Raw genomic sequence first — 11,581 nt, 5'->3', positions numbered from 1 at the left:
GTGTTGTTCTGGTGGCATGCGAGCGAGGGAGCGGAGGTCGCGCGGGGGACGCCGGAGCCGGAGGACGTGGGCTCGCTCCCTGACTCGCGAGAGGGGGCACGGGCCCCGGCCGGACGCGGGGGTTCGCAAGCGTCCGGAGACCTGGCGGCGGCGGCAACACCGTCGCTGCTCAGCCCGGAGGCCCGCGAGCGCGAGGCCCGGCGTGAGCTGTGGCAGAAGCGCCTGGAGCGCGCGCGCCGCTCGCTGGAGGCCTACGTGGCGGCCACGCGCTATCCGCCCGAGTCCCGTCCCAGCCGCGAGCATCCGGATGAGATGGAGCTGGCGGAGCCGGAGCGCACGCGGCCGTTGAGCGCGAAGGGCGCGGAGGACGGCACCTCCGACGTGCAGCTGCGGCTCAAGCAGGACAAGGTGTTCGTCGTCGGCGACGAGGCGGTGCTCCTCACCGTGGCGTGCGAGGACTCGCGCCGCGAGCCGCGGACGTGTTCGGTGGTGTCCGCGGTGGCGCACGAGGCGGAGCACATGGCGGGCGCGGGAGGCGTGGCGGGCGTGCCGCTCGTCTTCGGGGATGACGGGCGCGACGGCGACGCGGTGGCGGGGGACGGCATGCTCACGGGCCGCTTCCAGCCGTCGAAGCAGGGCTTCGCGATGTACTCGGGCACGCTGCGCGTGGACGTGCGCGTGCGTTCGGGGTCGGTGGAGGACGTGACGTTCTTCGACGTGCTCTACACGCCCGCGCCGCCGGCCACGTTCACGCGCCGGGTGCGCGAGTCCCTGGAGGGCGGCTCCCTGGACTTGTACCTGGCCGTGCAGGTCCGCAAGGCGGGTCGGTACGTGGTGTCCGGGCGCATGGACGATGAGGGCGGGGTCCCGTTCGCGTCGGTGTCGTTCAACGAGGAGCTGCCGGAGGGCCTGAACGAGGTGAAGCTCTCCGTCTTCGGCAAGCTCATCCGCGATGAGGCGCCCACGTTCCCGCTCGTGCTGCGCGACGTGGAGGGCTTCCTGCTCAAGGAGTCCGGCGACCCGGACCGCGAGCTGATGGTCACGATGCGCGGCCCGGTGCACACCACGCGCGAGTACTCGCTCCAGCAGTTCTCCAGCGCGGAATGGAAGAGCCCGGAGCGCGACCGCTACACGGACGAGCTCCAGAAGGACGTCGTGGAGGCGCAGAAGCAGCTCGACGCCGTGCTCGCGGAGAAGCACGGGGCCCAGAACCAGAAGCCGCAGCCCTGAGGCCCTGGGGCTTCGAGGCTCTGACGACGCCCGGCCGCTCAGTCCTCGTGCGGCGGGGGCGGAGGCGTGGTGTCCGCGGCCGGCGCGGACTCCAGCTCCATCACGTCGGCGTCCTGCACGTCTTCGATGTGAGCTTCGGAGTGGGCTTCAATGCGGGCTTCGGTGCTGGCTTCAATGGGAGCTTCGGTGCTGGCTTCAATGGGAGCTTCGGTGCCGGCTTCGGCTTCGACCTGCGCGTCCGGGGCCACCACGACGCTGGCCTCCTGCGCCTCGGGCGCGTCCAGGGTGAAGTCGTTCACGTCCGCGAGGAAGTCATCCGGCGGCGGCACGTTCATGGAGCCCAGGGCCGCGAAGTCCGGTCCGCTGTCCTCCAGCGTGGCCAGGAAGTCGCCCTCCGACACCTCCGGGCCGGCCGTCTCCGTCCCGGACGCGTCCAGCTCCGGGTCGGCGGATCCGTCCTCCATGTCCATGCCCTCGCTCAGCGCGCGCAGCTCCTCGTCGCTCAGGTGGGACAGGTCCCCCGACTCCAGGAGGAACAGCAAATCCTCCGCCTCCTGCGCGGAGACGGTGCGGGGCATGGTGTCCAGGTTCTGCAGCTCCCACGCGGCGGCGTCGGGCGACAGGATGTCGGACGGATCCAGCGAGGGATCCGTGGACACCGCCTCCGTGCGCCGCCCCTCGTTGAACAGCCGCGCCTGCATGAGCGGCGACGACGAGGGCTGCGACGTGCCCAGCCGCTGCGCGTAGGACGGCGTCGCGGCCTCGAACTCGCTCACGCCCGCGAAGGTGCGCAGCTGGGAGTTCTCCAGCAGGGCGGCCCGAGACTCCGGGGCCTCCCGGGCCTCCGGCGACGCACGCCCCCGGGGGGCCGGGCCGGCTTCAGCGAGGCCACTGTCGGCGAGCAGCGCGCCGGACAGGTCGCCCTCGGCGTCCGCCTGGAAGTCGCTCGCGTCGGAGAAGCCGCGCCGCACCGGATCCACCGGGGCCAGGGCCTCCTGGCGCACGGGGGCGGTGACCTCCAACTGCGCGGAGATGGAGTGGGCCCGGGACGTCGAGATGCCAGAACCCACGCGGCGGATGGAGGTCATGGTGGTCCTCGGGTGATGGCCCGCACGTCGGGCAGCGTCTGATTGTCCGCCGGGCCCGCGAGGAGTTGCTAGGGGGCGCCCGCGGAATCCGCCTCCTCGCTCGCCGCGTGGGCCTTCTGCTCCCGGTACTCCCCGATGTGCGCGTACACGTGTTCCGGGAAGCGCAGGTCCTTGTAGACGTTGCACGCGTCCGGGTCGTCCTTGTTCGGGCAGAGGGGGAAGTCCTGGCGCGACTGGAACTCCAGCACCTTCTCCCGGCGCGGCGGGCTGTAGTCCCGCCCCTTCACCTGCTCCACCAGGGCGTGCGCCTGGGCCTCGTCGCAGGCGGGGTCCTGGAGCAGCAGGTCCACGAGCGTCGCGTCCTCCACGAAGTGCCGTGCGACCATCGCGAACACCAGCCGGCCGTAATGGCCGATATCCTCCCCTGCCTCCAGTGACGTGAGCAGGTGCGACATCATCCCGTTTGCCTTCAAGTCGTCGATGGCCATGGTTCCCACCCTTTCTCGGAGACTGGAAATCTGTTCAGTTCTCTCCTGCGAAGCTAGGCACGGCCGCCACGGTGGCCACCCCGAACGGCCGTCAGGACGAGGCGGAGCGGGCACGGGCGCAACGTCGCTCGGCGGACAGGGGAGTCCCATGGGGTCGACGGAAAGAGCATCCGCGCGTCTTTCAAGACAGAAAACCCCTGGGGGGCGCCTCGTGCGCGAAGAGACATGGGCGCTGGCCTCCCGCTTGCTGTACGGGAGCCTGGCCAGGAGGCGGCAGTCATGAAATTCGAGAGCGCGGGGCAGACCCACATCGGGCGGCGGCCGCACAACGAGGACGCGTACTGCGTCCTGCCCGAGCGCGGGCTGTTCGTGGTGGCGGACGGGTTGGGGGGCCAGGAGGGCGGCGAGGTGGCCAGCCAGTGCGTGGTGGACACCTTCGCGGGCTTCAGCGACCGGCTGGACAGGGACCGGGACGGCACGTGGCCGGATGCCGTGGACCCGGCGAAGAGCCGCGAGGAGAACTACCTGGCCGCCTGCACCGCGCTCGCCCAGCGCACCCTGCGCGTGCGCCGCGTGGGCAAGCTCAAGGACATGGCCTCCACCGTGGTGGCGCTGGTGGTGAGCGAGCGCAGCGCGGCGGTGGCCCACGTGGGTGACAGCCGCCTGTACCGCCTGCGCGAAGGCCGGCTGGAGTCGCTCACGCGCGACCACTCGCTCATCGAGGAACTGCGCGCCGCGGGCCGCGAACCCCCCGGCAACCCGGCCAACCTGCGGCACCTCATCACCCGCGCCCTGGGCACCGAGAACGCGGAGCCCACCGTGAAGCGGCTGGAGACGCAGCCGGGGGACGTGTTCCTCCTGTGTTCGGACGGGCTCTACGAACCGCTGGGCCCGGAGATGTTGACGGAGTGGCTCCAGGCCCCGTCCGCCCAGGCCGCGTGTGACGCGCTCGTCTCCGCCGCCTACGAGGCCGGTGGCCGCGACAACATCACCGCCGTCGTGCTGCGCGTCGCGGCGGCCTGAGCGCCGCTGCTGGGGACGTGAGGCGCGAGGTTCGGGCCGTGGACCCGTCAGGTCGGAGGGTCCCGCCGACCTGACGTGGTGGGTCCGCACGGACGGAGGGGGAGTCGCCTTTCACAGGGACTTCAATCCCCCAATATTTCCAGGTTAATCTGGTGCTTCCCCCTCGCGTCACCCGCTCCCCCCTCCCTCGACCGAGTACCCGTTGCGCATGACGCTCAGCCTTGCCGCGCGCCTGACCGCGGCCCTCACCGCCGTGGTTGTCGCCCTCACCCTGGGGACCGTGCTCCTGATGGGCCTGTCGCTGCGCTCGCGGGTGGATACCGAGATGGTCTCCGTGCTGGCGCGGGACGCGATCCGCTGGGAGTCGCTGAAGGAGCAGGAGGTCCGGGTCGTGACGGAGCTGGCCCGCGTGGCGGCGGCCAACCCGGTGTTCGCCCAGGAGCTGTCGCGCGCGTCCCCGGGCCGCGCGGGGACGGGCCTGCTGGCGGATCAACGCGCGCTGCTGGGCGTGGACCTGCTGGTGCTCACGGCGGCGGACGGGACGCTCGTCGCCTCCACGCGCGAGGGGAGCCTCTCCGGGTTGGACAAGGTGGTGCACCAGCAGGGGCAGGTGCTGCTGCCGGGGGACGGCGCGCCCCTGCTCGCGGCGGCCTGGCCGCTCAAGGTCGAGGGCACGCAGGTGGGCTACCTCGTGGTGGGGTCGGCGCTGGGCGCGGAGGAGCTGGGGCGGCTGGGCGTGGGTGGTGAGCCGCTGGAGTCGCTGCTGCACGTGGGGCCGCGCGTGGTCGCGCAGTCGGTGCACACGGTGACGGCGCCGGCGCTGCTGGCGTCGGCGACTTCGGGCGCGGCGAATGGGAGCGCGGTGGACGTGGGGGACGTGGCCCTGCACCTGTCGCGGGTGCAGGTGGGCGAGGGGCTGGAGCTGGTGCTCGCGCGGGGCGCGGCGGCGGAGTGGGCGCGGATGCGCTCCTCGCTGGTGCGCGTCTTCGGGGTGGGGATGCTCGTGGCGCTGCTGGCGGGCGCGGGCATCTTCCTCTTGGTGCGGCGGATGATGGCGCCCCTGCGCACCCTGGCGGCGGCGGCGGCGCGCGTGGTGGCCGAGGGCGACTTCAGCGGCACGCTGGAGATCCACTCCACGGATGAGATCGGGCAGCTGGCTACGTCCTTCGGGGACATGATGCAGCGGCTGCGCGCGGTGTTGCTGGCGCTGCGGGCGTCGGCGCGGGAGCTGGAGGCGACGGCGATGGAGCTGGCCACCTCCGCGTCGGACCAGAACCTCGCGGTGACGCGGCAGGCGGCGGCGCTGCACCAGACGCAGATCGCCGCGCGCCAGCTCCAGGAGAGCTCCCGGGCGGCGGCGCGGCGGGCGACGGGCGCGCTGCGCGAGGCGGAGAAGGCGGACGCGGTGGGGCAGGCGGGCGAGTCCGCGGTGGCGGGCAGCGTGGGCGGCCTCACGCACATCCGCTCGCAGGTGGAGCGCATCTCCAACACGGTGTCGGAGCTGCGGCAGCGCACGCGGCAGGTGGGCGACATCACCGGCACGGTGAAGGACCTGGCGGACCAGTCCAACGTGCTGGCGCTCAACGCGGCCATCGAGGCGGCGCGCAGCGGCGAGGCGGGGCGGGCGTTCGCGGTGGTGGCGCGGCAGATGCGCTCGCTGGCGGATCAATCCGCGACGGCCACGTCCCGCGTGCAGTCCATCCTGGGCGACATCGGCCGCGCCATCGCGGAGACGGTGAAGACGAGCGAGGGCGGCTCGCGCGAAGTGGAGGGCGGCCTGGAGCAGGCGCGGGCGGCGGGAGAGAGCCTGCGCGCGCTGGCCATGGTCATCCAGAACAACAGCGAGTCCGTGAAGAGCATCGCGGACATGGTGAGCCAGCAGGACGCGGGCATCGCGGAGCTGTTCGCCGCCCTGAGCGACCTGGTCCGGCTGGCGGACGAGACGGTGGAGCGCGTGGCCACGAGCGCCGTGGCCGCCGCGCGCCTCACCACCGCCTCGCAAGAGGTGACCAGCATCGTGGAGCAGTACCGGCTGTGACGGCGGTGCTGGAGCCTGGCGTGGGCGCCAGGGCCTACCCCGGCTCGCCGCCGTCGATGGCGTAGGCCGCGCCGGTGATGGCGCCCGCCGCTTCCGACGCGAGGAAGAGGCACACCGCCGCGACCTCCTCCGGCCGGACGATGCGGCCCATGGCGTTCATCGACGCGAGCGCCTCGCGGGCCTGCTCCTCGGTGCGGCCCGTCGTCTTGGAGATGGCGGCGGTGGCGCCGGCGAACATGTCCGTCTCCACCCAGCCCGGGTTCACGTTGTTCACCGTGACGTTCTTGCGCGCGTACTCCACCGCCAGCGCGCGCGTCAGGCCCAGCAGCGCGTGCTTGGACGCGCAGTACGCGGACGTGTACTTCGCCCCGCGCGTGGACGTGATGGAGCCGATGTTGATGACCCGTCCGCCGCCCGCCGCCACCATGGCCGGCATCAGTTCGCGGCACAGGATGAAGGGCGCCGTCACGTTCACCGCCATCACCTTCGCCAGGTCCGCGGTGCTCGTCTTCGTCAGCGGCGCGGACACGGTGATGCCCGCGTTGTTCACCAGCACCCAGGGTGCGCCCGCGGTGAGGATGAGCTTGCACGCGGCGAGCAGCGCGGCCTCGTCCGCCACGTCCACCGCGTGCGTGCGGATGCGGTCGCCGCCTTCCTTGCGCAGGGACTCCAGCGACTCCGCGGAGCGGGCCAGCGCCCAGACGTCATAGCCCTCGCGCGCGAACGCCAGGGACACCGCGCGGCCAATGCCCCGGCTGGCGCCCGTCACCACCACTGTCTTCGTCTCGCTTGCCATGGCCGGCAGCATATCCGCACGTTCGCGCCGATATGCGCGCGTGCGACGTGCGTTTCATGGAGCAGCAGCGCCGCCGGGCCCGGTGGCAGACACGCGGCCCGCCCCCCAACTCCAGAGGTCTCCTGCATATGAAGTCCTTCAAGCGTGGCTTGCTGGCCGTGTCGTCCCTGATGTTCGTTTCCACGTCGGCTCTCGCGGCGGCACCGGCGCCCAAGACCAACCCGAAGCTGCTGGGCACGCGCGCCATCATCGCGTGCGACGCGGTGGAGAAGTCGTGCGGCGTGGCCAGCATCTCCTTCCCCGCGGGCATCAGCGGCCTCGTGCCCTACGGCCGCCCGGACGTGGCGGTGGCCACCATGTTCTACCCCTCGGTGGATGACGCCGAGGCGGCCATCGCCCGCACCGACGCGGGCGACACGGCCCAGGCCGCCGTCGACTATGTGTTCTCCGTGGATCCGTACGCGGACTACCGCCAGCTCGCCGTGGTGAAGCTCAAGCCGGACGGCACCATCACGGTGGGCCAGCAGACCGGCGCGGAGAACTCCCCGCAGCGCTGCGCCGTGAAGGGCGCCACCTTCGTGGTGCAGGCCAACAACCAGACCACCGCTGAGATGTGCAACGTCATGGCCGCGGGTTTCCAGGCGGCCCGGGGCAGCCTGCCGCAGCGGCTGCTCGCGTCGCTCAAGCTGGGAGCCCGCGTGGGGCGTGACAACAACGGCGAGCGCTCCGGCGTCATCCGCGTCTGGACTTCGGAGAACGAATCGACCTTCTACACGAAGGTGCTGGCGGACGCCGTCGTGCACAGCAGCAGGACCGCGCTGAAGGACCTGGACGTGGAGATGAACCGCTACCAGGCGGGCATCGCGGCGCCGTACGCGGCGGATCTCATCCCGCTCACCGCGGAGACCGCGAAGACCGTGAAGGGCGCGCTGTCCAAGGCCGGGTACTACACCGGGGTCGTGGACGGGACCTGGAACGACGCCGCCGAGCAGGCGCTGTCTGACTTCAACTGGGCCACCCTCTTCTTCCTCAAGCCCACCGTGGTGGTGAACGGCCAGCGGAAGATCGACGGTCCGCTGGTCAACTTCCTGCGCGACGCGGACCCGAAGGCGCTCATCCCCGGCGGGGAGTGAAGCACCGGGTCCGTTTGACGGCTCCCGCATGGCGACGTTAATCACGCCGCCATGCCCCGCGCCGACATCACCGACCTGTTCCGTATCGACGACCTGCTGTCCGCCGAGGAGAAGGCCGCCCGCGACTCCGTGGCCCGCTTCGTGGACACGGAGGTGCTGCCCATCATCGGGCGGCACTTCCGCGACGGCACCTTCCCCGCGCACCTCGTCCCCGGCCTCGCGGAGCTGGGCGTGCTGGGCGCGAACCTCCAGGGGTACGGCTGCGCGGGGATGAACACCGTCAGCTACGGGCTCATCCTCCAGGAGCTGGAGCGGGGGGACTCCGGCCTGCGCAGCTTCGCGTCCGTGCAGGGCTCGCTGTGCATGTTCCCCATCCACGCCTTCGGCAGCGACGAGCAGAAGGCGCGCTTCCTGCCGGGCATGGCGAAGGGGACGCTCATCGGCTGCTTCGGCCTCACCGAGCCCGACTTCGGCTCCAACCCCGGCGGCATGCGCGCCCGCGCCCGGAAGGACGGCGACGGCTGGGTGCTCAACGGCACCAAGGCGTGGATTACCAATGGCTCCATCGCGGACGTCGCGGTGGTGTGGGCGAAGACGGAGGACGGCGGCGCGGAGTCCGTGCGCGGCTTCCTGGTGGAGAAGGGGATGCCGGGCTTCAGCGCCCGGGAGATTCCCGGCAAGTTCTCCCTGCGCGCGTCGCTCACGAGTGAGCTGACCTTCCAGGACGTGCGCGTGCCCGAGCGCAACGTGCTGCCCGGCGTGGTGGGCCTCAAGGGTCCGCTGTCGTGCCTCAACAACGCGAGAGCGGGCATCGCGTTCGCGGTGACGGGCGCGGCCATCGCGTGCTTCGAGGGCGCCCGCGAGTACGCGCTCTCCCGCGCGCAGTTCGACGGCAAGTCCATCGCCGGCTACCAGCTCACGCAGGAGAAGCTGGCGGACATGCTCCAGGAGATCGTCAAGGCGCAGCTGCTCAGCCTGCGGCTCGCGCGCCTCAAGGATGAAGGCAAGAGCAACCCCGTGATGGTGAGCCTGGCCAAGCGCAACAACGTGAAGAGCGCGCTGGAGATCGCCCGCGTGGCCCGGAGCATCTACGGCGCCAACGGCATCACCGACGACTACCCGCCGGTGCGCCACATGCTGAATCTGGAGAGCGTCTTCACCTACGAGGGCACCCACGAGGTGCACACGCTGGTGCTCGGCAAGGCCATCACCGGCATCGACGCGTTCGGCTGAGCCGCGTTCGCTTCGAGCCGCGGTGGTGGAAGGCCGCGCCTCCCCTCGCTCCCGGTGGGGAGGAGGGGAGGGCACGGGAAGGAAATCAGGACTGCGTGCCGCCCTCGTTGCCGGTGCCCGTTTCGGGCGCGGCATCCGGGGTGGTCGCGGCATCCGCCGTCGGCTCGGAGCCGGCCTCGGCGTCGTCGTCGGACCCATCGTCGTCGGTCGCGGCGGCTTCGGGCTCGTCGGGGATCTCCGGCGCGGTGCCGGCGGCCTCGGCGGCCTGCTGGGCCTTGAGCTCCTCGTCGTTCATGAAGCCGACGGGGCTCTCCTTGCGGTTGAAGAAGCGCACGGACTTGGCGGACAGCTGGAACATCTGCTCGGCCGCGGTGGCGGGCACGAGCGAGTGTTCAATCTGCGCGGGCTCCGGACGCTCCACGATGCCCAGCTCGCCGTTCTCCAGCTGCTTGGCCTGCACGGGCGACAGCTCCATGCGGCGCAGCTTCCCCTTGCGCGTCATGAAGTAGAAGGTCGTCTCGCCCGGCTCCTGGGGCACCTGCGAGCCCAGCACCAGCTCGCGCAGCGCCCGGTCCAGCTCCACCTGCTTCTTGGACTCGGCGCGCTGGTAGGCCTTGGAGCCCGGCAGGGGCGGCAGCTTGGGGATGGGCTTGTCGGTCGCGGCCGGACGCCCGGACGCGGCGAACCCGCCCTGCGGTCCCCGGAAGCCTCCACCGCCCTCGCGGCGCGGCGGACCTCCGGCACCTCCACCGCGCGGGGGGCCACCGGCGCCACCGCCCTCACGGCGCGGCGGACCTCCGGCACCTCCACCGCCCTCGCGGCGCGGCGGACCTCCGCGGTCGTCTCGACGCGGCGGGCCTCCCGATGTCCGATTCTCGTCACGTCCCCGGTGGGCGGGCGCGCGTGGAGCGCTCCCCCGGTCGTCCCCTGGGGGGGAGGCCGGTCGTCGCGGAGGCGTGGGAGAAGACTCGGTCTTCTTGGCCTGCTCCTCGGAGACGAGGCCCGCTTTCAACAACTTGTCTCGCAGGTTCTGCATGGGTTGGGCGTTCTATCCCTTGCACGGCCGCACGCAAGCCACCGCTTGCCGCTCCTGTGGCCCCCACGTAACTTGCCGCCCCCGCCGTTCCGTGTCGTGGAGGTTCCGTGAGAAGTCTGACGAAGTCCGCCGCCCTCGCCCTGGTCCTGGCCGCCACCGGCTGCTCAGACCCGGTCGACAAGGCGGCCAAGGCCCGCATCTTCTCGCCGGAGGACCCGCCGAAGGTCGTCGCCTCCGCGAAGCAGAAGCTGCCGCCGGAGGACGTCGCGGACAACCCCCAGGTGTCGCGCCGCATCCTGGGCATGGACGCCGCGGAGGTCACCGAGCGACTGGGCCCGCACTTCTTCCAGTCCACCCTCAGCTACGAGTGGGCCGGCCCCAACGGCAACAACCCCGTGAAGCTCACGGAGACGCGCTCCTTCCGCGCCGGCCCCGGCGGCGTCAACGGCGACTTCCACGGCATCCTGGAGAACTCCCGCGACCAGGGCCTGGAGGTCATGCGCGTGCAGGGGCAGGTCTTCGCGCGCAACCGCTATGGCCCGTACCGCCAGCGCCTGCGCGACCGCGGCATGGCCGAGCGCACCCGCACGGAGCTCACCGGCGCCATCCGCGACTTCGACAGCCTCTTCCAGGGCCGCATCAAGCTGACCCCCGCCGGCACCGTCACCCACGAGGGCCGCACCGCGTGGAAGTACGCCGTGTCCCTGGGCCCCGCGCTGGAGGGCGTCACCGCGCAGAAGATGCCCGCCGCCTTCGCGCCCCGCTCCGGCGCGGACGAGACCACGAAGCGCCGCGCGAACTTCTTCACCCACCGGCTGCCGCGCTCGCTGGAGGGCGAGGTGCTGGTGGACGCGCAGACGTCCGTCGTCCTCAAGGCCCGGCTGGACGGGCGCATCGGCGTGCCCCAGGAGAAGACGACGGAGGCGGCCGAGCTGCGGATGACGCTGGAGTCGAGCCTCACGGAGATTGGCAAGGACCCCAAGCTCCAGCCGCCCCAGGACTTCCTGCCGGACGCGGACAAGCCCCAGGGCATCGCGGACGCGCTGGACCACTTCGGCATCCCGCGCGGCAAGCCCGGCGACTCCCCGGCCACCCCTGGAGCTGCCCCCGCGGGCGGCCCCTCCAAGCCCGACGAAGAGCCCGAGGACGAGGGCGAGGGCACCTGACACAGCTGTCCGGGTGCGCCCGAACCGTTGAAAGCCCGTTGGACGTCCCACGGCTTCCAGGCTGTGACGGCCATGTCCTGCCGGGCCTCTCAATAATTGAGAGACCGCCCGCAAGTGCTTGAAGTGGCTGGGAATCCCCCCTGGCCCTGGCCTTGCTCTGGGGGTGGGGCATGTTCCGTCCCGCCCTCTTCCTGGCGTGCTGCGGGCTCGTGTTGTTCGCGGCCCCGGCCCTCGCCGAACCTCCCCGAAGCCTGGGGGTCACCGTGGCGCCGCTGGGGGCCTACGTGCTCAAGGGCGCGGAGGTGGGGCGCACCGTGGGCTACAGCGCCGGCCTGGGCTGGGCGTACCGC

Annotated in this window: 10 protein-coding genes and 1 pseudogene; 7 read left to right on the top strand and 4 right to left on the bottom strand. The window is 71.8% G+C overall.

Annotation, left to right across the window (positions count from 1 at the left end):
• Positions 1–141 precede the first annotated feature (141 nt).
• Positions 142–1,230, top strand: coding sequence for a hypothetical protein (locus D7V97_RS31660; RefSeq protein WP_233583347.1), 1,089 nt, complete (start codon positions 142–144; stop codon positions 1,228–1,230).
• A 38-nt stretch (positions 1,231–1,268) separates the two neighbouring features.
• Here D7V97_RS31660 and D7V97_RS31655 read toward each other — a convergent pair whose 3' ends face one another.
• The gene (locus D7V97_RS31655) at positions 1,269–2,318 is read right to left on the bottom strand and encodes a hypothetical protein (protein ID WP_120614355.1); all 1,050 of its coding nucleotides are present in this window, start codon (positions 2,316–2,318) and stop codon (positions 1,269–1,271) included.
• Positions 2,319–2,386: 68 nt separating this feature from the next.
• Positions 2,387–2,806: a hypothetical protein gene (locus D7V97_RS31650; RefSeq protein WP_120614354.1), complete on the bottom strand. Its 420-nt coding sequence runs from the start codon at positions 2,804–2,806 to the stop codon at positions 2,387–2,389.
• A gap of 279 nt (positions 2,807–3,085) precedes the next feature.
• Here D7V97_RS31650 and D7V97_RS31645 point away from each other — a divergent pair, with 279 nt between their 5' ends.
• On the top strand, positions 3,086–3,829 hold the full coding sequence (locus D7V97_RS31645; RefSeq protein ID WP_120614353.1) for a PP2C family serine/threonine-protein phosphatase: 744 nt from the start codon (positions 3,086–3,088) through the stop codon (positions 3,827–3,829).
• Positions 3,830–4,037: 208 nt separating this feature from the next.
• Positions 4,038–5,867 (top strand): methyl-accepting chemotaxis protein, encoded by a 1,830-nt coding sequence (locus D7V97_RS31640; RefSeq protein ID WP_120614352.1) that lies wholly within the window; start codon positions 4,038–4,040, stop codon positions 5,865–5,867.
• A 34-nt stretch (positions 5,868–5,901) separates the two neighbouring features.
• On the opposite strand, the gene D7V97_RS31635 is transcribed toward D7V97_RS31640, so the two are convergent.
• Entirely contained in the window at positions 5,902–6,663 is a 762-nt protein-coding gene (locus D7V97_RS31635) for an SDR family NAD(P)-dependent oxidoreductase (protein ID WP_120614356.1), read from the bottom strand.
• Positions 6,664–6,791: 128 nt separating this feature from the next.
• On the opposite strand from D7V97_RS31635, the gene D7V97_RS31630 reads away from it, so the two are divergent.
• Positions 6,792–7,796, top strand: coding sequence for a DUF1028 domain-containing protein (locus D7V97_RS31630; protein WP_120614351.1), 1,005 nt, complete (start codon positions 6,792–6,794; stop codon positions 7,794–7,796).
• A 51-nt stretch (positions 7,797–7,847) separates the two neighbouring features.
• Positions 7,848–9,029 carry an acyl-CoA dehydrogenase family protein gene (locus D7V97_RS31625; RefSeq protein ID WP_120614350.1) on the top strand — a complete coding sequence of 394 codons (1,182 nt, stop codon included), beginning with the start codon at positions 7,848–7,850 and terminating at the stop codon, positions 9,027–9,029.
• Positions 9,030–9,114: 85 nt separating this feature from the next.
• On the opposite strand, the gene D7V97_RS31620 is transcribed toward D7V97_RS31625, so the two are convergent.
• On the bottom strand, positions 9,115–10,065 hold the full coding sequence (locus tag D7V97_RS31620) for a DUF2058 family protein (RefSeq protein ID WP_120614349.1): 951 nt from the start codon (positions 10,063–10,065) through the stop codon (positions 9,115–9,117).
• Positions 10,066–10,172: 107 nt separating this feature from the next.
• Between D7V97_RS31620 and D7V97_RS31615 the strand changes: the two genes are divergently transcribed.
• Together D7V97_RS31615 and D7V97_RS31610 are read left to right on the top strand one after the other, a co-directional pair.
• Positions 10,173–11,231 carry a hypothetical protein gene (locus D7V97_RS31615; protein ID WP_120614348.1) on the top strand — a complete coding sequence of 353 codons (1,059 nt, stop codon included), beginning with the start codon at positions 10,173–10,175 and terminating at the stop codon, positions 11,229–11,231.
• Between the two features lie 170 nt (positions 11,232–11,401).
• Positions 11,402–11,581: pseudogene (locus tag D7V97_RS31610) on the top strand (hypothetical protein); the annotation flags it as partial.

The organism is Corallococcus sp. CA053C (genome assembly GCF_003611675.1).
Lineage (GTDB): Bacteria > Myxococcota > Myxococcia > Myxococcales > Myxococcaceae > Corallococcus.
The sequence above is the reverse complement of the archived record's forward strand: the minus strand, read 5'-3'. Positions and strand labels throughout refer to the sequence as shown.